We start from the raw sequence: 22,250 nt of genomic DNA, 5'->3' as shown, positions 1-22,250 counted from the left end.
GCAGATGTACCGCGACACGGACGCCGCGACCGGCCAGTCGGGCGGGCAGACGCGGAGCACCGGGGCGCCGGCTGCGGACCTGGACCACCTCCTGGTCAGCCTCCAGCTGACCGATTCGGCCTTCCCCAGCGGCTTCTACACCCTGTCCCACGGCCTGGAGGGATTCGCGCAGGAAGGGGCCGTCGACCGGGACTCGCTGCCCCGGCTGCTCCACGACCTCCTCAGGCACGGTGTCGGACCGTCCGATGCCACCGCCCTGGCCCTGGCCCATCGAGCAGCCGCCGCGGGGGACTGGGAGGCGGTGGCCGCCGTGGACCGGCGCCTGCACGCCACGAAGCTCAGCCGCGAGATGCGACAGGCTGCCGCCCGGACCGGGCGGCAGCTGCTGGACCTCGCCACCGAGGTCTTCGGCACCGACGGTGTCGCCCGCTATCACCGGGAGGTGACGGCCCGTCGGGCACCGGGCATGCAGGCCGTCGCGGCCGGAGTCGTGTACGCGACGGCCGGGGTGCCGGTACGGCAGGCGGTGGCCGCCGACCTGTTCGCGTTCTGTGCGAGCTTCGCCGGTGCCGCGCTGAGGCTGCGGCTGACCGACCACCGTCTGGCCCAGGTCCTGCTGCGGCGAACGGCTCCGGTCGTCGCGGAGACCACCTGTCGTGCCCTGGCCCGAGGGCTGGACGACCTCGGGTCGACGACCTTCACCGCGGACGTGATGTCCGCGCGCCACGAGCGGGCCGAGGCCCGCCTGTTCGCCAGCTGACCGGCGTCCGTGTCCGGCGGTGGCGACCCGCACCCTAGAGGAAGAGTTGAGAGAGCATGCAAGACAACGTTCTGCGCGTAGGAGTGGGCGGCCCGGTCGGATCGGGCAAGACCGCCCTGATCGAGGCGCTCGTCCCGGTCCTGATCGAGCAGGGGCACCGCCCCGCGGTGATCACCAACGACATCTACACCCAGGAGGACGCGCAGCACATCCGCCGCACCCTCGACGGGGTGCTGCCGGGAGACCGCGTGGTCGGCGTGGAGACGGGCGCCTGTCCGCACACCGCCGTGCGCGACGATCCGACGATGAACCTGGCGGCGGGCGCCGAGATGCTGGAGAAGCACCCGGATGTCGACGTCCTCTTCTACGAGAGCGGCGGCGACAACCTGACCCTCACCTTCAGCCCCGCCCTGGTGGACGTCTTCATCTTCGTCCTCGACACCGCCGAGGGGGAGAAGATGCCCCGCAAGCGGGGCCCTGGCATCACCACGTCCGACCTGCTGGTCATCAACAAGATCGACATCGCCCGGTACGTGCGGACCGATCTCGGCGTGATGGAGTCCGACGCCCACCTGGTCCGTGGCGACGGACCGGTGGCGCTGACCGACTGTCTGACCGGCAAGGGCGTGGACGAGGTCGCCGCGTTCTTGGAGTCCCGCCGGAAGGTGATGGTCTGACGTGCCGGCCGTCCGCGACCGGCTGGCGCCGGAGCACTACGAGGCCGTCCGGCTGCCGCCGGAGCTGACGGCGTTCTCCACGGTGCCGGAGACGCTCGGCCCGGGCTCACCGGCCAAGGTCGGCATCCTGGACCTGGGCTTCGCCCTCCGAGGGGACCGGACGGAACTGGTCGAGCGGTACCAGAAGTCACCGCTGGAGATCATGCGCCCGCTGTACGTCGATCCGGAGATGCCCGGTATGGCGTGCACCTACGTGATGGCCACCGGCGGCGGCATCGCCCAGGCGGACCGCTACCGCGTAGACCTGCGGTGCGGCCCGGGTACCGAGGCGCTGTTCACGACCCAGGCGGCCACCAAGGTCTACCGGATGGAGCACGACTACGCGACCCAGCGCGTGCACCTGACGGCGGACGACGGGGCCTACGTCGAGTACGTGCCCGACCCGCTGATCCCGTTCGCCGGGGCCCGCTTCCACCAGGGCACGGTCCTGACCGTCCACGAGGGCGCCACGGTCGTGTACGGCGAGACGATCACGGCGGGGCGCCTCGCCCGGGGTGAACGGCACCTCTACACGCTGCTCACCACCGACCTGGAGATCCGGCGGCCGGACGGGACCCTGCTCGCCGTGGACACCCTCCGGCTGCAGCCGGAACGGCACGGCGGGGTCACGGGACCGGCCGTCTTCGCCGGGCACGACCACGTCGCCTCGCTGTTCGTGGTGAGCGGCCGGCGCCCGGCGGCCGAGATCGCCGACACCCTGCACCGTGCACTGACGAGCCGGGACGTGCTGCACGGGGCGAGCGTCCTGCCCGACGACTGCGGGGCCTGGGTGCGGATCCTCGGCTGTGACCAGCCCCGCTTCACCGCCGCCGTCCGCGAGGCGTGGGACGCGGTGCGACGGCTCCTCACCGGCCACCCGGCCCCCGACCTGCGCAAGCAGTAGCGCACCCGACCCGACCAGGAGACCGTGCAGCCGTGATCACCGCACCCGCCCCCATGCCCCCCGCCTACGACTCCGGCGACACCGCCTGGATGCTGGCCGCGGCAGCGATGGTGCTGCTGATGACCCCCGCTCTGGCCTTCTTCTACGGCGGCATGGTCCGTACGAAGCACATCCTGGTCATGCTCAAGATGAGCTTCGCCTCGCTCTGCTTCGTGAGCATCCTCTGGTACATGATCGGGTACTCGCTCGCCTTCGGGCCGGACGTCGGCGGTGCCGGCCTCATCGGCAACCTGGACCACGCCTTCCTGCGGGGCATCGAGCCGAACACCCTGACCGGATCGATCCCGACCTACGTCTACACCACGTTCCAGATGGGCTTCGCCATCGTGACGGTAGCGCTGATCAGCGGCTCCATCGCCGGACGGGCCACGATGCGGGGGTGGCTGGTCTTCTCCGCCCTGTGGCTCCTGATCGTCTACGTGCCGGTCGCGCACTGGGTCTTCGACGTGGAGAACGGATGGGTCACGAACCACCTGGGCGCGCTGGACTTCGCCGGAGGGCTGCCGGTGGAACTCAACTCGGGGATCGCCGGACTCGCCGTGGCCCTCGTCGTCCGGGGCCCGGCCGACTTCCGGCGCAAGGAGCCCAGGCCCAACAACATCCCCCTGGTCATGATCGGTGTCGCCCTGCTGTGGTTCGGCTGGCTGGCCTTCAACGCCGGCTCGGCCGTCCGTGACACCGGCACCGCCGCCACGGCCTTCATCAACACCCAGCTCGGAGCCGCAGGCGCCATGGTCACCTGGCCGCTCGTGGAGTACTGGCGCACCAGCAAGGTCACGATGATGGGCGTCGGCTCGGCCGCGGTGGCCGGCATGGTGGCCATCACCCCGGCCTGCGGCGAGATCGACCCCACCGGCGCGCTGGTCACCGGCCTCGTCGCGGGCGCGTTCTGCGCGTACGCCGTCACCCTGAAATACCGCCTGAACGTGGACGACACGCTCGATGTCGTGGGCGTGCACGGCGCGGGCGGCCTGATCGGCCTGATCATGGTCGGTCTGTTCGCCACGGCGAACGTCAGCGGCAAGGAGGGCCTCTTCTACGGCGGAGGCCTCTCCCTGCTGTGGCGTCAGGTGGTCGCCATCCTCGCCGTCGCGGCGTTCTCCTTCCTCCTGACGTGGATCATCGCCAAGGCCGTCGACGTCGTCATCGGTTTCACCGACAAGGAGTCGTACGCCGCTGTGCCGGGCCAGGAGGAGGAACGCGCCTACGACCTCAGCACCGCCGAACGCCTGGACGCCCTGACTGCCGGTGGCCGGGGCCCCGACAAGGACACGCTGGTCGAGATCCAGCGCCTCCTGAGGGAACACCGGGAGCAGTAGCGAGCCCGGCGCGGTGGTCAGACCGCCGCGCCGGCCTGGCGGACGTCCTCGTGGAGGTGCGCCATGAACTCCGCCATCTCGTCCAGCATCGGGGACCTGGACGGCGCCTGCCGGGCCGCGGTCCGCAGCCAGTCCGCGGCGGTCAGGGCCAGCCGTGCCGCGTCCCCGGTCCGCCGCTCGAAGAGAAGGCTGTCGATGCGGTAGGCGAGGTCGCTGAGCGTCTCCTCGTCCGTCTGCGGCGGCAGCAGTTCCTCCAGCTCCGCGGGAAGCGCTCCCCCGGCCCGCGCCGCACGCACGGCCTCCACCACCGACGGGTCGTCGCTGTACCGGTCGAGGTTGCCGGTCATGGCGGTCAGCCGCGCGGTCAGGCGGGGAAGGCCGGGGTGACGGTCCAGCCAGTCAAGCAGCTGCGGCTCACCGCCGAGATGACTGCTCACCGTGTACAGCCGTTCCTTGGCTCGCGGAGAGAGGGACCATCCGAGGGGAAGGATCTCCGCCACCTCCTCCGCCAGCCGCTGTTCCTCCTCGGGGCCGAGCCGGTCCGCGGCGAAACGAAGGGTCTTGTCCTCGTCCAGACCGTACGTGTCCGGCCCGACCCGTTCCGGTGCGGGACGTGAGACACCCGGCCGACGACGCACCAGCCGGCCGGTGAACTTGCTGAGCGGCTTGTCGTGCACGGAACCTCCTGGTCAGCCTCGTATGGACGACACCCTTCCGGGTTCCGTTCGGAAGGGCGGTCAACGACGCCTGGGCGTCCGCCGACACTTCCACCAGAGTCCCACCGTTCCGGCCGGCGGGCGAGCCGGGCCGCCGGCCGGAACGGTGGGAGCGGTGTGTGAGGGCGGGCCTGCCGTACCGGGGAGGACAGGGCAGCGAGCCAGAGGAGTGGCCGATGAACCGGGTGCTGCACGGGGAGCGGGTGTGGAACCCGCCCGCGCGGACCGTGTCACTCGCCGAGGGCCGGCTGCGCAGAGGGGGAAGGACGACCCAACTGGAGGAGCTGAACCTCGGTGCCACGGCCGAAGCGTTCCTCCGGGGCGCCTGGCTCGGCGGCGGGGCGCCGAACGGCCCCTGGAGTCGTTCCCCGAGGGCGCCGGCAGGTGCCGGTCACCCGGGCGACCGGCATCTGCCGGCCCGTGAACGCACGTCAGACTGCCGCCGTCGCCCGCGCGTTGGGCGGGCTCGCGGTGTCCAGGAGCACAGTGGAGATCAGGCCCCCCCGACCGGCAGTGGATCCTGCGCCGCCTGAACGCGGTCGCCTCCCGGCTGTTCCGCGGCGGCAGACCGGTCGGTGCGGCAGGCGCCATGGCCCACACCGTCTTGCCGGGCGCGCCGGGTGCCGGAGTCGTTCCCCTTCCCTCGGCCACAGCGGCGACGAGGAGGAGCCCACGCCCGCCGTCCTCCGCGCTTCCGGCGTCCGGCACCTGGGACAGCCGCCCACCAGGCGCGACGCCCCCACGGCGGTGCAAGGCCGGGGCGGCGGGCGAGCCTGTCGGCAGCGGATGCTTCAGAAGGCTGGTGAGTTCCTCACCGGGCGAGCACATGCCGGGCAGCTCCCACCCGGCGCCGGGGGTCTCGGTCCGGGTGTCCGGTCCCCTCCATCCGCCTCCGGTGAGCAGCCCGCGTCCTGCCGTGACCGCGCGCCGGGCGGAGTGCCCGGGTCGGGGCAAGCGGCCCGCCGGGAGGAGAGGCCATACGGCCACCCCGTCCGCGTCAGCGAGGCCCGTACTTGCGGCCCGTCTTCGACGAGATCCCGCCCAGCAGCCCGCGCGGGACCAGCTTCGACGCGCCCATCAGCACCTTGTACCGCGGGTCCGGGACGGAGAGCGACTTGCCCCGGGCCAGGTCCGCCAGCGCCGTCGCGGCGACCTTGTCCGCGTCCAGCCACATCCACCGCGGGATGTTGTCCGTGCCCATGCCGGCCCGCTGGTGGAACTCGGTGCGCACGAAGCCGGGGCACAGTGCCATCAGGCGTACGCCGTGACCGGCCAGGTCCTGCGCCGCGCCCTGCGTGAACTGCACGACCCACGCCTTCGACGCCCCGTACGTCCCGCGCGGCACGAACGCCGCGGTCGAGGCGACGTTCACGACCCCGCCGCGCCCGCGCTCCCGCATCGCCTCCACCGCCGACGACGTCAGCCGCAGCACGGCCTCGCAGTGGACCTTGAGCATCGTCAGCTCGTCGGACATGGGGACCTCGAGGTAGCGGCCCTTGTGCCCGAACCCGGCGTTGTTGACCAACAGGTCGACGGGGTTGCGGCGGTCGGCGAGCCGGCGCTCCACCGCCTCGATCCCCTTGTCCTCGGCCAGGTCGGCGGTCAGCACCTCCGCCTCGATGCCGTGGCGGTCGTGCAGCTCGGTCGCCTGCTCCCGCAGACGGGCCGTGTCCCGGGCCACGAGCACCAGGTCGTGGCCGTCGGCCGCCAGCCGCCGCGCGAACGCGGCACCGATTCCCGCCGTCGATCCCGTAATCAGAGCCGTTGTCATGGCCCAAGAGTAGTGACCCGGAGCGGAGGCGTCCGCTCTGCGGTCCGGCGGGCACGGGTCCTCCAGGACACGCCCCGACGTACGGTCAGACCTCCACCGTCACCCCGGACTTCTCCACATGCTCCCGCGCCTGCTTCAGTGCCTCCGGGTGCAGCGCGTCCCCCGCCGCCAGCAGCCGGGGGAGCAGCTCGCGCTCCGTCGTCACCGCGCGGAACTGCAGGGCCACCGTCACCTCGTGGTCCGGCCGGTGCACGATCCGCACGGTGTCGCCCGCGCGCACCTCCCCGGGCGTGATCACCCGCAGGTAAGCTCCCGGCGCCCCCCGCTCCGTGAACCGCTTCACCCAGCCCTGCTCACCCAGATGGCCCTGGAAGGTCCGGCACGGAATGCGCCCCGACGTGACTTCCAGGACCACCTCCGGTCCCACGGCCCAGCGCTCGCCGATCAGCGCGCCGGACACGTCGACGCCCTCGGTGGTGAGGTTCTCGCCGAAAGAACCGTCGGGCAGCGTGCGCCCCAGCGCGCGCTCCCACTCGTCGAGGTCCTCGCGGGCCACCGCGTACACCGCCTGGTCGTCCCCGCCGTGGTGCCGCGTCTCGCACACCGCGTCCCCGGCCAGACCGCTTCCGCCGATCCCCTTCGGGCCGGGCGCCGACACCAGCACCGGTCCGTCCACCGGACGCTTGTCGATACCGGTCAGGCCGTCGCGCTGGCCCGTGTAGGGGACGGGCTTCGGACGACCCAGGTTCACAGACAGAAGCTTCATGCGGTGCACGGTAAGGCATACACATCAAAGCGTCGACGTATTAATTCCCGCTTGATCAAAGGCGGGCTTATCGTTACGCGTATCCTGGCGGTGTGATCGAAGCCCGCCACCTCCGCGTGCTGCGCGCCGTGGCCTCCACCGGTTCCTTCTCCGCCGCCGCCCGCGAGCTGGGGTGCACCCAGCCCGCCGTCAGCCAGCAGATGAAGGCCCTGGAGGGGTCCGTCGGCACGCCGCTTCTCATCCGCACGGGCCGCGAGATGCGGCTGACCCAGGCCGGCGAGGCGCTGGTGCGGCACGCGGCGGGCATCCTCGCCGGGCTCACCGCCGCCGAGGAGGAGGTCGCGGCCATCGCAGGCCTGCGCGCCGGACGCGTGCGGCTGGTGTCGTTCCCCAGCGGCAGCTCCACGCTCGTGCCGACCGCTCTCGCCGCGCTGCGCAGCGCCCACCCCGGCACCCGGGTCTCCCTTGAGGAGGCCGAACCGCCACGCTCCGTGCGGATGCTGCGCGAGGGCGACTGCGACGTGGCCCTCGCCTTCCGCTACGAGGGCGCGGCCGGTGCGGAGGAGTGGGAGGACCTGGTGGTGCGGCCGCTGCTGTCGGACCGGCTGGTCGGGCTCGTGCCGGAACGGCACCGGCTGGCCCGCGCGGGGTCGGTCGCCATCGGGGAGCTCGCGGAGGAGCCGTGGATCGCGGGCTGCCCGCGCTGCCGGGGACAGCTCGTCGAGGTGTGCGAGACGGCGGGTTTCACCCCGCGCATCGACTTCGCGACCGACGACTACCCGGCGGTCGCCGGCCTGGTCGGCGCGGGACTCGGGGTCGCGGTCCTGCCGCAGCTCGCGCTGGAGTCGCTGCGGCCGCGCGGCGTGCGCACCGTGAACCTGGAGCCCGCTGTGCGGCGGGAGATCGTCGCGCTCACCCTGCCGGACCTCGCCCAGGTCCCCGCGGTCACCGCGACGCTGGAGAAGCTGGCGACGACCGCCGCCAGGTGAGGGAAGCCGTCTCGGCCGCCTGACGGCATCGGGCCGCCGGCGAGCAGCCGCCTGACGGCATCGCGCCGCCGCGAGCGGCCGGCAGAGCAAGGGCACGCGAACGCGCCTGTTGTTCCTTAGCCGAAGAAACGTTCCTTCAGGTGTTCGAGGCGGTGGCGTGTCCGCCGGCGCCCGACGCCGACACCAGCCGGTTGCGGGCCCGCCCCATCAGTTCTTCGCGCTCGTCCTCGGTCAGGCCGCCCCACACGCCGTACGGCTCGCGCACCGCGAGCGCGTGCGCGGCGCACTCGGCGCGTACCGGGCACCTCATGCAGACCTCCTTGGCCGAGTTCTCGCGTGCGCTGCGTGCGGCACCCCGTTCGCCCTCCGGGTGGAAGAAGAGCGAGCTGTCCACCCCGCGGCAGGCAGCCAGGAGCTGCCAGTCCCACAGGTCCGCGTTCGGTCCGGGAAGGCGGGAGAAATCTGCCATTGCGTGACCCCTTGTAGCCGTTACTGGGCGGATCCGGTGTCCACGACCGTACAACTACGATCAAAGGAGATGAAAATATGACTCATTGCGAATCTAGCTCCGGACACCATCAAAGGGGAAGAAAAGGGGCTAAATGGGGCACGGGTTGTGGTGAAAGTTCGGGGGTACGTCGCGCATGTCTCCACCGTGAGCGCCTCCTCACGTAGAGTGCCGAAGATGGGAGACGGCCCCGTAACTCTTTCGAGTGACCGTCGTTGAGAGTGCGAGGCGGTTGAAGGAACAAGCGCTCGGGCGGGCGTCCGAGACGGTCGACCGCAAGGTGACGATTTCGTACCAGCCTGGAGGCTCAAGGTGACGCGCATCAGCTGCGGAGGGCGGCCATGACTTCCGTCCTCGTCTGCGACGACTCCCCGCTTGCCCGAGAGGCGCTCCGCCGCGCGGTCGCGACCGTGCCCGGCGTCGAGCGCGTGACGACGGCGGCCAACGGCGAGGAAGTCCTCCGCCGCTGGGGTGCCGACCGCTCGGACCTGATCCTGATGGATGTGCGCATGCCCGGTCTGGGCGGCGTCGAGACAGTACGGCGGCTGCTCTCCGCCGACCCCGGAGCACGCATCATCATGCTCACGGTCGCCGAGGACCTCGACGGTGTCGCCCTCGCGGTGGCCGCCGGGGCCCGCGGCTATCTGCACAAGGACGCCTCCCGCGCGGAGCTGCGCGCCACGGTCACGCAGGCGCTCGCCGACCCGACCTGGCGGCTCGCCCCGCGCCGGCTGCGCTCGGCAGAGATGGGCGCGGCGCCCACGCTCACCGCGCGTGAGATCCAGGTGCTGGAGGGGATGAGCCACGGCCGCTCCAACGCGGAGATCGGCCGTGAGCTGTTCCTCTCCGAGGACACGGTGAAGACACACGCGCGCCGTCTCTTCAAGAAGCTCGGCGCCTCGGACCGGGCCCACGCGGTGGCGCTCGGGTTCCGGTGGGGTCTGGTGCGGTAGGCCGTCCCGTCCTCAGGACCGGGCCGGCCGGGGTGCGGGGCGCCGTACCGGCGCGGGGTCCGGATGTCCGTCCGGGCCCGGATCCGGCGAGCTGTCGTCCCGGTGGGCGCGGCGCCTGGAGCCCGCCACCGAGCGGGACCCGGCCCCCGTCGTGGCCGAGGCGCCGCGCGGACCGTGCGGGGCGCCGGCCGTGCGTACGGGTTCGGCACGGACATCCGTGTCCCTCCCGGACGGCTGCGGCCCTCGTGACGTTCCGCACGGACGCGAGCCGTGCCGGCACCGGCGCATCCCGGGCGCGGACCCCGTACCGGCGGGCCCGCCCAGGGCTGCTCACGTGGGCCGGCACACACGCTGAGCGTGGTGTTCGCCGCGGCCGGGAGGGACCCACTGCTCGTTTCGCGGCGGATGCCGCATCCTTGAGGTGTGGAGTTCCTCGGGGACGAGTCGGTCGAGCGGAAGGGGAGGGCGCAAGGGATGACTTCCGGCGCACCTGCTCATAACGCTTCGGTGCACAACCAAGGACACGGTGCCACGGACCCCGTGTCCGCAGGGCACCATGGACCGATGCGCGACGACGAGGCGGGCACGGCCCAGGGGGCGATCGGTGCGCTCGTCCACCGCGCGGTCGACGGAGACGAGCAGGCCACGCACGACCTGCTCGCCCACGTCCACCCTCTCGCCCTGCGCTACTGCCGCACCCGTCTCTCCCGCCTGCCGGGCGACGCCCGGCACTTCGTCGAGGATCTCGCCCAGGAAGTCTGCGTGGCGGTGCTGCTCGCCCTGCCCCGCTACAAGGACACCGGCCGGCCCTTCGAGGCGTTCATCTTCGCCATCGCCTCCCACAAGGTCGCCGACCTCCAGCGCGCCGCCATGCGGCACCCCGGTTCGACCGCCGTGCCGTCCGACGAGATGCCGGAGCGGCCCGACGACTCGCTCGGCCCGGAGGAGCGCGCCCTGCTCAGCAGCGACGCCGAGTGGGCCAAGAAACTGCTGGCCAGCCTGCCGGAGAACCAGCGCGAGCTGATCCTCCTGCGTATCGCCGTGGGACTCACCGCGGAGGAGACCGGTCAGATGTTGGGAATGTCACCCGGCGCGGTCCGGGTGGCGCAGCACCGCGCGCTGAGCCGGCTGCGGGCCCTGGCGGAGCAGTAACGCCCGTCCCCGCACCGCCTCTTCGTGTGCGCGTCGGCGCATCAGTTGCATATGAACGGACGATCTGTCGTTCCCGTAGGAACATACGAAACCGGGGACCGTGCGGAACCGTGGAATGAGACACCCACGCTTCCCGTTAGCATGGACATCCGCACCGATCAAGGCCATTTGGGGAAGGTGTCATGACTGCCAACGTCGACGGAGTGCCCGGAAAATTCGCGACACTCGGGCTGACCTACGACGACGTGCTGCTGCTGCCGGGCGCGTCGGACATGGCGCCCGACCAGATCGACACCGCCTCGTACGTCTCGAAGAACGTGCGGGTCAACATCCCGCTGCTGTCCGCCGCCATGGACAAGGTGACCGAGTCCCGCATGGCCATCGCGATGGCCCGCCAGGGCGGCGTCGGCGTGCTGCACCGCAACCTGTCCATCGAGGACCAGGCCAACCAGGTCGACCTGGTGAAGCGGTCCGAGTCGGGCATGGTCACCGACCCCATCACCATCCACCCGGACGCCACGCTCGCCGAGGCCGACGCGCTGTGCGCGAAGTTCCGCATCAGCGGCGTCCCGGTGACCGACGGCAACAAGAAGCTGCTGGGCATCGTCACCAACCGTGACATGGCCTTCGAGACCGACCGGTCCCGTCAGGTGCGCGAGATCATGACGCCGATGCCGCTGGTGACCGGCAAGGTCGGCATCTCCGGCCCGGACGCGGTGGAGCTGCTGCGCCGCCACAAGATCGAGAAGCTTCCGCTGGTCGACGACGCCGGAATCCTCAAGGGCCTCATCACGGTCAAGGACTTCGTCAAGGCCGAGAAGTACCCCAACGCCGCCAAGGACGGCGAAGGCCGTCTGCTGGTCGGCGCCGCGGTCGGTGTCGCCGGTGACGCGTTCGAGCGCGCCCAGGCGCTGATCGAGGCGGGCGTCGACTTCATCGTCGTCGACACCGCGCACGGTCACTCCCGGCTGGTCGGCGACATGGTCGCCAAGATCAAGTCGAACTCCTCCGGCGTCGACGTGATCGGCGGCAACATCGCCACCCGGGACGGAGCCAAGGCGCTCGTCGACGCGGGCTGCGACGGCATCAAGGTCGGTGTCGGCCCCGGCTCCATCTGCACCACGCGCGTCGTCGCCGGCGTCGGCGTCCCGCAGGTCACCGCGATCTACGAGGCCGCGCTGGCCGCCAAGGAGGCCGGCGTGCCGGTCATCGGCGACGGCGGTCTGCAGTACTCCGGCGACATCGCCAAGGCGCTCGTCGCGGGCGCCGACACGGTGATGCTCGGCTCGCTGCTCGCGGGCTGCGAGGAGTCGCCGGGCGAGCTGCTGTTCATCAACGGCAAGCAGTTCAAGTCGTACCGCGGCATGGGGTCGCTCGGCGCCATGCAGACCCGTGGCGACCGCAAGTCCTTCTCCAAGGACCGCTACTTCCAGGAGGGCGTCGCCTCCGACGAGCAGCTGGTGCCCGAGGGCATCGAGGGCCAGGTGCCCTACCGCGGCCCGCTGTCGTCCGTCGTCCACCAGCTCGTCGGCGGTCTGCGCCAGTCGATGTTCTACGTCGGCGGCCGCACCGTCCCCGAGCTCCAGGCCAACGGCCGCTTCGTCCGGATCACCTCGGCGGGCCTCAAGGAGAGCCACCCGCACGACATCCAGATGACGGTCGAGGCGCCGAACTACAGCCGCCAGTAGCGGCGGGCTTCCCGAGGGCGGCACCGGACCACCGGGGCCGCCCTCGCCGTACGTCCGGGGCGGTGGGCGCCGCGGCCGTCGGGGATACTGGAAGGCGCTGCAACGCAACAGGGAAAGGCCACAGACGTGACTGAGATCGAGATCGGGCGCGGCAAGCGCGGCCGCCGGGCGTACGCCTTCGACGACATCGCGGTCGTCCCCAGCCGCCGTACGCGGGACCCGAAGGAGGTCTCGATCGCCTGGCAGATCGACGCCTACCGCTTCGAGCTGCCGTTCCTGGCCGCTCCCATGGACTCGGTCGTCTCGCCGGCCACCGCGATCCGCATCGGCGAGCTCGGCGGCCTCGGCGTGCTGAACCTCGAGGGCCTGTGGACCCGCCACGAGGATCCGCAGCCGCTGCTCGACGAGATCGTCGGCCTGCCCGACGAGGCCGCCACCCGCCGCCTCCAGGAGATCTACGCCGCTCCGATCAAGGAGGAGCTGATCGGGCAGCGCATCAAGGAGGTGCGTGACTCGGGCGTGGTCACCGCCGCCGCGCTCTCCCCGCAGCGCACCGTCCAGTTCTCCAAGGCCGTCGTCGACGCGGGCGTGGACATCTTCGTCATCCGCGGCACCACGGTCTCCGCGGAGCACGTCTCCGGCTCGCACGAACCGCTCAACCTGAAGCAGTTCATCTACGAGCTCGACGTCCCGGTGATCGTCGGCGGCTGCGCCACCTACACGGCCGCCCTGCACCTGATGCGCACCGGCGCGGCGGGCGTCCTCGTCGGCTTCGGCGGCGGCGCCGCGCACACCACGCGCAACGTGCTGGGCATCCAGGTGCCGATGGCCACCGCCGTCGCCGACGTGGCCGCGGCCCGCCGCGACTACATGGACGAGTCCGGCGGGCGGTACGTGCACGTCATCGCCGACGGCGGCGTGGGCTGGTCCGGCGACCTGCCCAAGGCGATCGCCTGCGGCGCGGACTCCGTGATGATGGGCTCCCCGCTGGCCCGCGCCACCGACGCGCCGGGCCGCGGCCACCACTGGGGCATGGAGGCCGTCAACGAGGAGCTGCCGCGCGGCAAGAAGGTCGACCTCGGCACGGTGGGCACGCTGGAGGAGATCCTCACCGGCCCGTCCCACACCCCCGACGGTTCCATGAACCTCTTCGGCGCCCTCCGCCGCGCCATGGCCACCACGGGCTACAGCGAGCTGAAGGAGTTCCAGCGCGTCGAGGTGACGGTGGCGGACTCGCAGCACCGCCGCTGACCACAGCGAGGCTCTCGTACGGCACACGAAGGGGCCGGTCACCTGAACGGGTGACCGGCTCCTTTCGCGTGTACGGCGGGCGCGCGTGGTGGTCGGGGGCGCGCGGTTGCGCCGGGACCCTGTTCGCGCCGATGCGCCTGGTCGAGACCGCTGGTGTCCTCGACGGCGCCCATGGGACGCCACCGCAGGCCTACCCGCTGGGACCGGATCCGTCTGTGGACGGTGAAGTGCCGGAGGAGGTGGATCTTGCGGCTTTTCGGATGGTGAGCGGCCGCCCCCACGAAGACTAGGGGCGGACACCCGTGAATCATCCAGGAGCCTGCCGCAGTAGCCGCTGCGGTGGGCTCCACCTGTTTGTACCGTACCCGCGCGCCGTCCCGCCCACCAGCAGCCCCGTGACACGGTGGTCCGCCGCGCGCCCCCCTCTCACAACCGGTGCGCCGCCCCGGTGGGGGTCGCGCCGCGGGTGTCCAGGAGGAGCTGGGCCTTGACCGAGAGGCCCTGGAGGTCGTACGTGCGGTGCTGCTGGAGGAGGATCGTGAGGTCGGCGTCGGCGGCGGCCTCGTAGAGGGAGTCGGCGCGGGGGACGGGGCGGTCCAGGACGTTCCAGGACGGGACGTGCGGGTCGTGGTAGCTGACCGAGGCGCCCAGTTCCATCAGGCGTACCGCGATCTCCTGCGCGGGGCTGCCCTGGAGGTCGGCGAGGTCGGCCTTGTAGGTGACCCCGAGGAGCAGTACGCGCGCGCCGCGCGCCGACTTGCCGTGCTCGTTGAGCAGGGCGGCGGCGCGCTGCACGACGTAGCGGGGCATGCGGCCGTTGACCTCCTGGGCCAGTTCGGCCATGCGCAGGGTGCGGCCGGCGTGCGCGGTGAGGTCCTGGGGGACGGTGTGGCCGCCGACGCCGGGCCCGGGGCGGAAGGCGAGGAAGCCGAAGGGCTTGGTCTCCGCGCAGCGCAGCACGTCCCAGAGGTCGATCCCCAGGTCGTGGCAGAGGGCGGCCATCTCGTTGACCAGGGCGATGTTGACGTGCCGGAAGTTCGTCTCCAGGAGCTGCACCGTCTCGGCCTCGCGGGGGCCGCGGGCGCGGACCACCTTGTCGGTGATGCGCCCGTAGAAGGCCGCCGCCGACTCGGTGCAGGCGGGGGTGAGGCCGCCGATGACCTTCGGGGTGTTGGCGGGGGTGTGGTCCCGGTTGCCGGGGTCGACGCGGCTGGGGCAGTGGGCGAGGTGGAAGTCGCGGCCCGCCCGCAGGCCGGAGCCGGACTCCAGCAGTCGCAGCAGCGGGCCCTCCGTGGTGCCGGGCGGCACGGGGGACTCCAGGATCACGGTGGTGTGCGGGCGGAGCTGCGCGGCGAGGGTGCGGGCGGCCGCCTCGACCTGGCCGAGGTCGAGGCCGCCGTCGGCGGCGGGCGCGGTCGGGGCGCAGATCACGGCGGTCCGCACCCGGCCGAGCTCGGCCGCGCTGGTGGTGACCCGGAAGCCCTGCGCGAGCATGCGCCGCTGCTCGGCGGGGCTGAGGGAGCCGGGCTCGGGGCCGGTCCGGTACCCGACGGTGGGGATGCCGGCGGCCACGGCGGCCTGGGCCAGGGGCAGTCCGAACGGGCCGAGTCCGATGACGGCGAGATCTGCGGGCATGGCGTGGACCGTCCTTCCCAATAGCCGGAGTGCGACAGGTGCGCAAGCGCTGAGGACTGGACAGGCGAGCGCAATGTCAGACTAGGAGTAAATATGACCGATATGCGGGATTGATCGGCTGGTTTTCGGTGAGTCGTGCGGGGACTGGGCCGGTGGGTCGACCCGCGGCCGGTGCCGTGCGTCGTGCGGCGACCGGCCGGGTGCGTCGTCCGGCGGGGTTGTCCACAGCCTGTGACCCGCGGTTGTCCACAGCCCGAGGCGGCGTGTGGCTGAAGTCGGGCGACCCGGTCAGAATTTGGGCATGAGGGTGGGAGACCGGGCTTCGCCCGACGGGTGTGGCCGATGCGACCGATGAGCGGGAGGCAGCGGTGAGGACAGCGACACTGGGGCCGGCGCAGCGCGCCGAATCACTGGCGTCCATGGCGGAGCGCGAGCTGGACGTACTGGTGGTGGGCGGCGGCGTGGTCGGCGCGGGCACGGCGCTCGACGCGGTGACGCGCGGCCTGTCCACGGGACTGGTCGAGGCGCGTGACTGGGCGTCGGGCACCTCCAGCCGCTCCAGCAAGCTGATCCACGGCGGCCTGCGCTATCTCGAGATGCTGGACTTCACCCTCGTCCGCGAGGCGCTGAAGGAGCGCGGCCTGCTCCTGGAGAAGCTCGCCCCGCACCTGGTGCGTCCGGTGCCGTTCCTCTACCCGCTGCAGCACAAGGGCTGGGAGCGGCTCTACGCCGGCGCGGGCGTCGCCCTCTACGACACCATGGCGATGACCCACGGCCACGGACGGGGCCTCCCCGTGCACCGCCATCTGAGCCGCCGTCACGCCCTGCGGGTCGCGCCCTGCTTGAAGAAGGACGCGCTGGTCGGCGCCCTGCAGTACTACGACGCCCAGATGGACGACGCCCGCTTCGTGCTCACCCTGGTGCGCACGGCGGCGGCGTACGGCGCCCGGACGGCGAACGGCGCCCGCGTCACCGGGTTCCTGCGCGAGGGCGAGCGGGTCGTCGGCGCCCGCGTGCAGGACGTGGAGGGCGGCGGCGAGTACGAGATCCGCGCCAAGCAGGTGGTCAACGCCACCGGGGTGTGGACCGACGACACCCAGGCGATGGTCGGCGAGCGCGGCCAGTTCCACGTGCGCGCCTCCAAGGGCATCCACCTGGTCGTGCCCAAGGACCGCATCCACTCCACCACCGGGCTGATCCTGCGCACCGAGAAGTCCGTCCTGTTCGTCATCCCCTGGGGCCGGCACTGGATCGTCGGCACCACCGACACCGACTGGGACCTCGACAAGGCGCACCCGGCCGCGTCCAGCGCCGACATCGACTACCTGCTGAAGCACGTCAACTCCGTCCTCGCGGTGCCGCTCACCCGCGACGACGTCGAAGGGGTGTACGCGGGGCTGCGCCCGCTGCTCGCCGGCGAGTCGGACGCCACGAGCAAGCTCTCCCGCGAGCACACGGTCGCCCACCCGGTCCCCGGCCTGGTCGTGGTCGCGGGCGGCAAGTACACGACGTACCGGGTGATGGCCAAGGACGCCGTGGACGCCGCGGTGCACGGGCTCGACCTGCGCGTGGCGGACTGCGTCACCGAGGAGACCCCGCTGGTGGGCGCGGAGGGCTACCACGCCCTGTGGAACGGCCGGGCCCGCACGGCCGCCCGCACCGGCCTGCACCCGGTCCGGGTGGAGCACCTGCTCCAGCGGTACGGGTCGCTCGCCGAGGAGGTGCTGGACCTCGTCGCCTCCGACCCGTCCCTGGGCGAGCCCCTGCAGGCCGCCGACGACTATCTGCGCGCCGAGGTCGTCTACGCCGCCTCGCACGAGGGCGCGCGCCATCTGGAGGACGTGCTCACCCGGCGCACCCGCATATCCATCGAGACGTTCGACCGGGGCACACGCAGCGCGCGGGAGGCCGCCGAGCTGATGGCGTCCGTGCTGGGCTGGGACAGCGGTCAGATCGACCGCGAGGTGCAGCACTACGAGAAGCGGGTGGAGGCCGAGCGGGAGTCGCAGCGCCAGCCGGACGACCTGACCGCGGACGCGGCCCGTCTGGGGGCGCCGGACATCGTGCCCCTCTAGGCGGGCAGCGGACCCGGCTCACGGCTCGCGGGGACTTTCCCGCGGCGTGCCCAGCGGCGTGACTCGGCCATTTGTGCGGCTGGTTCGGGGCCGGTGGTGAGCGTGGCCATCGTGCCCCGCACCCCCGCCGACCTGGGCGACGGCGCGTCAGGACGGCCCGGTCGTGACCGAATCGGCACGCTTCGGATCCCGTCTTTGTCGGGACCCGTCCGGCAGAGTGGGGGAACGCTTCGTTCCCCCACCTCTCCGCCCTCCGTGTCCGGTGGGCGGACAGGGGCACCCTGGGCGTAGGGCACTTGTCGGGTGAGGGACAATGAAGGCTCTGTCAGGGCGGGTTGCATGAGGGGACGCATGTCGGAGGCGGAGCGGGCGGGGACATCCCGTCAGGACAAGAGCGCACGTCTCCTCGCCGGGCGGTACCGGCTGGGAGACGTGCTCGGCCGCGGCGGCATGGGGACGGTGTGGCGGGCCGAGGACGAGACCCTCGGCCGTACGGTCGCCGTCAAGGAGCTCCGCTTCCCGTCGAACATCGACGAGGAGGAGAAGCGGCGGCTGATCACCCGGACCCTGCGCGAGGCCAAGGCGATCGCGCGGATCCGCAACACCAGCGCCGTGACCGTCTTCGACGTGGTCCAGGAGGACGACCGTCCCTGGATCGTCATGGAGCTCGTCGAGGGCAAGTCGCTCGCCGAGGTCATCCGGGAGGACGGCCTGCTGGAGCCGCGCCGCGCCGCCGAGGTCGGGCTCGCCGTGCTCGACGTGCTGCGCTCCGCGCACCGGGAAGGCATCCTGCACCGCGACGTGAAGCCGTCCAACGTGCTGATCGCCGACGACGGCCGCGTCGTCCTCACCGACTTCGGCATCGCCCAGGTCGAGGGCGACCCCTCCATCACCTCGACCGGCATGCTCGTCGGCGCCCCCTCCTACATCTCCCCGGAGCGCGCCCGCGGGCACAAGCCCGGTCCCGCGGCCGACCTGTGGTCGCTCGGCGGCCTGCTGTACGCGGCGGTCGAGGGCACCCCGCCGTACGACAAGGGCTCCGCGATCGCGACGCTCACCGCTGTGATGACCGAGCCGCTGGAGGAGCCCAAGAACGCGGGCCCCCTGCGGGACGTCATCCACGGGCTGCTCAACAAGGACCCCGCCCAGCGGCTCGACGACCGCGCCGCGCGCGCCATGCTGACCGCCGTCATCAGCGCCCCCGCCACCAAGGACGCCGACGGACGGCAGGCCGACACCACCCGCGTCGTGCCGCTGCCCGAGCAGCCCGGCACGCGGGACGGCGGAGCCAAGCGGGCCGAGGAGGCCGCGGAGAAGCTGCGCGGCGCGCTGCGCTCCGTGCGGAAGGCCGCCGTGGCGGCCGGCGCGGCCGGCGCCGCCCGCACCAGGTCCGGCACCTCCGCGTCCGGCTCCGCGCCCGCCTCGGCGGCCCGTACTCCCGACGCGAAGCCGGCCGCGGCGCGGACCGCGACCGCCGCGAGCCCCGCCGCCGGGACGCCGGGGAGGACGCCCGACGCCAACGCGGCCACGGGCGGCCGCAGTTCGGGCTGGCCCGTGATGACACCGCCGGACCTGCCCGCGCGGCCCGCGCCGCGCGCGTCGATCACCGACGTGGTGCCGCGCCGCACGCTCGTCGTCATCGCGCTGGTCGTGGTGCTCGCCGTGGTCGGCACCGTGCTCGCCCTCACCCTCGGCGGTGACGACGACAGCGGCAGCGGCGCCCGGGGCGCCGGCGGCGACCGGACCGCGGCGGAGAGCACCCCCAGTGCCGAGACCAGGAAGGACGACGAGGACGGCCCCCGCGCCGACGGCTCCGCCACCGCGTCCACCGGCACGGGCGGAAGCGCGGCGGCCTCCCCGGATTCCACCGGGACGGGCGGCGGCGCCGCGCCGGGCAGCTCCTCGGACGCCGGGAACGGCGGAGCGGGCAGGGCGGAGGCGGCCACGACGCACCGGGGGAAGCAGGGGTACTCGATCGGTCTGCCCGCCGGGTGGAAGTTCAAGTCGTCGGACGCGGCCGGCGACCGCTTCACGGGGCCGAACGGCCAGAAGCTGCTCATCGGCTGGACCACCACGCCCAAGGACGACCCGGTCGCCGACTGGAAGAACCAGGAACGCTTCATGGTGCGTCCCCAGTACGAGCGCATACGGATCGCGTCGGTGGAGTACCGCGGCTGGAAGACGGCCGACTGGGAGTTCACCTACGTCGACGGCGGTGTCACCTACCGGTCCGTGGACCGGGGCACCGTCGTCAACGACGGCCTGGGGTACGGGCTGATGTACACGGCCAGGGCCGACGCGTGGGACGGCGAGCAGCGCACGAACACGTGGCGGACGCTGACGGAGACGTTCCGCCCGAAGTCCTGATCCGCCCGGCCCGCCGATCGGGACGCCAGATGTGGCATCCCCTCTCTGCGGGTCGCCTCCGGCACGTATCGTGAGTGGTTGCGGACCGTACGGAGCGGGAACGGGCCGTCCGGAGAACGGAACTGACCGACCGTAGTGCCGGGGGAGGCAACGTGGACGACTATGCGGGACGGGTTCTCGCCGACCGCTACCGCCTGCCCCTTCCCCCCTCCGACGAGTACGAGCTGACCGAGAGCCGCGCCTTCGACACGTACAGCGGCCAGGAGGTCCTGGTCCGGCAGGTGCCGCTGCCGGAGGTCGTCGAGGCCGAGGTGCTGGACGCCGAAGGGCTGCCGGAGGGCTTCACCGCCCGGGACGGCGCGCGGCGCGGCAGGGGCGTCCCCGGCGGCGGCCAGGGCGCGGTGCGCCGCCCCGCCGACCCGGTCGTGCGCCGCGCGGTCGAGGCCGCGCAGGCCGCGGCGGCCCTGCCCGACCATCCGCGCCTGGACCAGGTCTTCGACGTGTTCGCGGAGGGCGGTTCGCTGTGGATCGTCAGCGAGTACGTCGCCGCCCGCCCGCTGGCCGCGCTGCTCGCCGAGAAGCCGCTGTCCCCGTACCGGGCGGCCGAGGTCGCCTCCGACGTGCTCACCGCCCTGCGGGTGCTGCACTCCCACGGCTGGGTGCACCGCAACATCACCGCGCGCACGGTGCTGGTCTGCGACGACGGCCGCGTGATGCTCACCGGGCTCGCGGTCGGCGCGGCCGAGGAGGCGCTGTGCGGCTACGACCCCGTGCCGCCCGCCGACGACGACCGGCCGGAGCCCGGCGCGGCGCTCGAAGCGCTCGGCCCGGGCGCCGGAGCCGGCGGCGGGCGCGGACCGGCCTGGCCGCCCGGGTTCACCGCCGACCCCGACCCGGACGCGGCGCGCCGCGCGGCCATCGAGGCGCGCGCCGGACGGCTCCCGGGCGGCGGCGGGACCGGCGGACCCGCCGACCTCTCACCCGTGGTGGCGCCCCGCGCCCTCGACAGCGCGGGCGACGTGCGGGCGGCGCGGGCCGGGGCCATCGCCGCCTACCGCGCCGGCGCCCGGGCCGCCGCCCGCGTGCAGGAGGCCCAGCAGGGCTCCCGCGCGCTGCCCGGTACGCGGCCCGCCCCCGAGGAGGGCGCCGAGCAGCGGCCGTCGACGCCCCCGGGACAGATAGCCGACCCGTACGGAGTGGCCGCCTCCGGCTGGCACGGGGCGACACCCCGCATCGGCGCCCAGGCCAGCGGCACGCCCGGACCCGCGGCCCCCGGACCCGCCGCCCCCGAATCCGCCGCGGCGCCCGGCCGCTGGGACGAGCCCGCCCCGCAAACCCCCGCGCGCCGGGGCCCCGCCACCGCGCTGGCCGCCGAGCGCGCCCGGCAGGCGCGGATGGCCGTCGTCGGGCCCGTCACCGAGCGCTGGGCGCCCGAGCAGGCGGGGCCCGTGCACGAGAACTGGCAGCTCGCACCGCCCATCGGACCCGTCACCGACCTGTGGGCGCTGGGCGCGCTGCTGTTCCGCGCCGTCCAGGGGCACGCCCCCTACCCGGAGGAGTCGACGGCCGAGCTGGTGCAGATGGTGTGCGCCGAGCCGCCCGCCTTCGCCGAGGAGTGCGGTCCGCTGCGCCCGGTCGTGGAGTCGCTGCTGCGCCAGGACCCCACAGAGCGCCCCGACTTCGAGGAACTGCGCGGCTGGCTGCGGTCGCTGGTGCGCTCGGCGCCCGAGCCGGAGGCGGGCCTGAACGTCATAACGGCTCCGCCGGTCGACGTGGGACGTCTGCCGGTCATAAGGCGCCGGGGCGAACTCGTCCGCAGGCGGCGCGCCGGACTGCCCGCGCAGCACGGACGGCACAAGAAGGCGGCGCCGCGCGCCGGTTCACCACGCCGCCTCGGCCGCACCCTGCTCCTGCTGGTGCTCCTCGCCATGGCGGCGGCGATCGCCTACGCGGTGCTGTTCATGCCGAAGGCCGGCGAGGAGACCACCGGGTCGCCCTCCGCCGACCGCACCCCGGCCGCCGGAGGGGCCGCGCCGAGCCCTTCGGGTGACGCGCGCCCGGACGGCAACAACTCCCCGGGCGGCGACGGCGGGCCGAGCGCGCCCGAGGAGTCGGCCTCCACGAAGACGCAGACCACCGGTCCCGACGTCGCCGACGGCTTCACGCTGCGCAAGGACCCCGAGGGCTTCGAGGTCGCCGTCGCCGAGGGCTGGCAGCGCACCGGCAAGAACGGCAGCGGCCAGGTCGTCTACTCCAAGGGCGACTTCGAGCTCATCGTGGTGCCCGGCCGGGACAGCGCCCAGCAGTTCGGCGGCGACCCCATGGCCTACCAGCGGGACGGGGAGCGCGAGCTCCAGCCGTACCGCGACTCCAGCTGGGCCACCTCGACCGGCCTGAAGACCATCGAGGTCGGCGGGCGGGTCATGGCCGAGGGCCAGTTCACCTGGACCGGCGACCGGGGCGAGCTGTACGTGCGCAACCTCGCCGCGCTGATCGACGGCCGCTACCACGTGCTGCAGGTGCGCGGCCCGGACGGCGAACGGGACGAGGTGACACGGCTCTACGAGCAGGCGGCCGCCACGTACCGGCACACCGGCTGACCACCGGTGCGGCCGTGGGG

General features: G+C 72.9%; 17 protein-coding genes. 12 read left to right on the top strand and 5 right to left on the bottom strand.

The annotated features are described in order from the left end of the window. The first annotated feature begins 4 nt into the window (after positions 1-4). The 4 genes from ACF1AG_RS11640 to ACF1AG_RS11625 are packed head-to-tail and all read left to right on the top strand — an operon-like array spanning position 5 to position 3,759. On the top strand, positions 5-760 hold the full coding sequence (locus ACF1AG_RS11640) for an urease accessory protein UreF (protein WP_391809663.1): 756 nt from the start codon (positions 5-7) through the stop codon (positions 758-760). 56 nt (positions 761-816) lie between these two features. Then, positions 817-1,437 (top strand): urease accessory protein UreG, encoded by a 621-nt coding sequence (ureG, locus tag ACF1AG_RS11635; protein WP_391809662.1) that lies wholly within the window; start codon positions 817-819, stop codon positions 1,435-1,437. A gap of 1 nt (position 1,438) precedes the next feature. Next, entirely contained in the window at positions 1,439-2,380 is a 942-nt protein-coding gene (locus ACF1AG_RS11630) for an urease accessory protein UreD (RefSeq protein ID WP_391809661.1), read from the top strand. A gap of 32 nt (positions 2,381-2,412) precedes the next feature. Beyond that, the gene (locus tag ACF1AG_RS11625; protein ID WP_391809660.1) at positions 2,413-3,759 is read left to right on the top strand and encodes an ammonium transporter; all 1,347 of its coding nucleotides are present in this window, start codon (positions 2,413-2,415) and stop codon (positions 3,757-3,759) included. A 17-nt stretch (positions 3,760-3,776) separates the two neighbouring features. Here ACF1AG_RS11625 and ACF1AG_RS11620 read toward each other — a convergent pair whose 3' ends face one another. The 3 genes from ACF1AG_RS11620 to ACF1AG_RS11610 all read right to left on the bottom strand — a co-directional run bounded on the left by ACF1AG_RS11620 (position 3,777) and on the right by ACF1AG_RS11610 (position 7,012). Next, positions 3,777-4,436 carry a hypothetical protein gene (locus ACF1AG_RS11620; protein ID WP_391809659.1) on the bottom strand — a complete coding sequence of 220 codons (660 nt, stop codon included), beginning with the start codon at positions 4,434-4,436 and terminating at the stop codon, positions 3,777-3,779. A 1,036-nt stretch (positions 4,437-5,472) separates the two neighbouring features. Continuing rightward, on the bottom strand, positions 5,473-6,246 hold the full coding sequence (locus ACF1AG_RS11615; RefSeq protein ID WP_391809658.1) for an SDR family NAD(P)-dependent oxidoreductase: 774 nt from the start codon (positions 6,244-6,246) through the stop codon (positions 5,473-5,475). An 85-nt stretch (positions 6,247-6,331) separates the two neighbouring features. Further along, entirely contained in the window at positions 6,332-7,012 is a 681-nt protein-coding gene (locus ACF1AG_RS11610) for an MOSC domain-containing protein (RefSeq protein ID WP_391809657.1), read from the bottom strand. Between the two features lie 92 nt (positions 7,013-7,104). On the opposite strand from ACF1AG_RS11610, the gene ACF1AG_RS11605 reads away from it, so the two are divergent. Next, complete coding sequence (locus tag ACF1AG_RS11605; RefSeq protein WP_387795017.1) at positions 7,105-8,001, top strand: LysR family transcriptional regulator; 897 nt, start codon at positions 7,105-7,107, stop codon at positions 7,999-8,001. Positions 8,002-8,137: 136 nt separating this feature from the next. Here ACF1AG_RS11605 and ACF1AG_RS11600 read toward each other — a convergent pair whose 3' ends face one another. Continuing rightward, on the bottom strand, positions 8,138-8,470 hold the full coding sequence (locus ACF1AG_RS11600) for a WhiB family transcriptional regulator (RefSeq protein ID WP_006130727.1): 333 nt from the start codon (positions 8,468-8,470) through the stop codon (positions 8,138-8,140). Positions 8,471-8,850: 380 nt separating this feature from the next. On the opposite strand from ACF1AG_RS11600, the gene ACF1AG_RS11595 reads away from it, so the two are divergent. From ACF1AG_RS11595 to ACF1AG_RS11580, 4 genes are all read left to right on the top strand, one after another. Further along, a complete protein-coding gene (locus tag ACF1AG_RS11595; RefSeq protein WP_003948568.1) occupies positions 8,851-9,462 on the top strand; it encodes a response regulator transcription factor in 612 nt (203 codons plus the stop codon). Between the two features lie 564 nt (positions 9,463-10,026). Continuing rightward, a complete protein-coding gene (locus ACF1AG_RS11590) occupies positions 10,027-10,614 on the top strand; it encodes a sigma-70 family RNA polymerase sigma factor (RefSeq protein WP_006130726.1) in 588 nt (195 codons plus the stop codon). A 182-nt stretch (positions 10,615-10,796) separates the two neighbouring features. Then, entirely contained in the window at positions 10,797-12,302 is a 1,506-nt protein-coding gene (gene guaB / locus ACF1AG_RS11585; protein ID WP_359604891.1) for an IMP dehydrogenase, read from the top strand. A 126-nt stretch (positions 12,303-12,428) separates the two neighbouring features. After that, entirely contained in the window at positions 12,429-13,553 is a 1,125-nt protein-coding gene (locus ACF1AG_RS11580) for a GuaB3 family IMP dehydrogenase-related protein (protein ID WP_359604889.1), read from the top strand. Between the two features lie 426 nt (positions 13,554-13,979). Here the strand turns inward: ACF1AG_RS11580 and ACF1AG_RS11575 are convergent, their stop codons facing one another. Beyond that, positions 13,980-15,188 carry a nucleotide sugar dehydrogenase gene (locus tag ACF1AG_RS11575; protein WP_191882669.1) on the bottom strand — a complete coding sequence of 403 codons (1,209 nt, stop codon included), beginning with the start codon at positions 15,186-15,188 and terminating at the stop codon, positions 13,980-13,982. Positions 15,189-15,556: 368 nt separating this feature from the next. Between ACF1AG_RS11575 and ACF1AG_RS11570 the strand changes: the two genes are divergently transcribed. The 3 genes from ACF1AG_RS11570 to ACF1AG_RS11560 all read left to right on the top strand — a co-directional run bounded on the left by ACF1AG_RS11570 (position 15,557) and on the right by ACF1AG_RS11560 (position 22,230). Beyond that, positions 15,557-17,263: a glycerol-3-phosphate dehydrogenase/oxidase gene (locus ACF1AG_RS11570; RefSeq protein WP_359604885.1), complete on the top strand. Its 1,707-nt coding sequence runs from the start codon at positions 15,557-15,559 to the stop codon at positions 17,261-17,263. 351 nt (positions 17,264-17,614) lie between these two features. Beyond that, positions 17,615-19,630, top strand: coding sequence for a serine/threonine-protein kinase (locus tag ACF1AG_RS11565; protein WP_391809687.1), 2,016 nt, complete (start codon positions 17,615-17,617; stop codon positions 19,628-19,630). Between the two features lie 152 nt (positions 19,631-19,782). Further along, positions 19,783-22,230 (top strand): protein kinase, encoded by a 2,448-nt coding sequence (locus ACF1AG_RS11560; protein ID WP_391809656.1) that lies wholly within the window; start codon positions 19,783-19,785, stop codon positions 22,228-22,230. The last annotated feature ends 20 nt before the right edge of the window (positions 22,231-22,250 follow it).

Source organism: Streptomyces sp. NPDC014764 (assembly GCF_043082785.1).
Classification (GTDB): Bacteria; Actinomycetota; Actinomycetes; order Streptomycetales; family Streptomycetaceae; genus Streptomyces; species Streptomyces althioticus.
The sequence above is the reverse complement of the archived record's forward strand: the minus strand, read 5'-3'. Positions and strand labels throughout refer to the sequence as shown.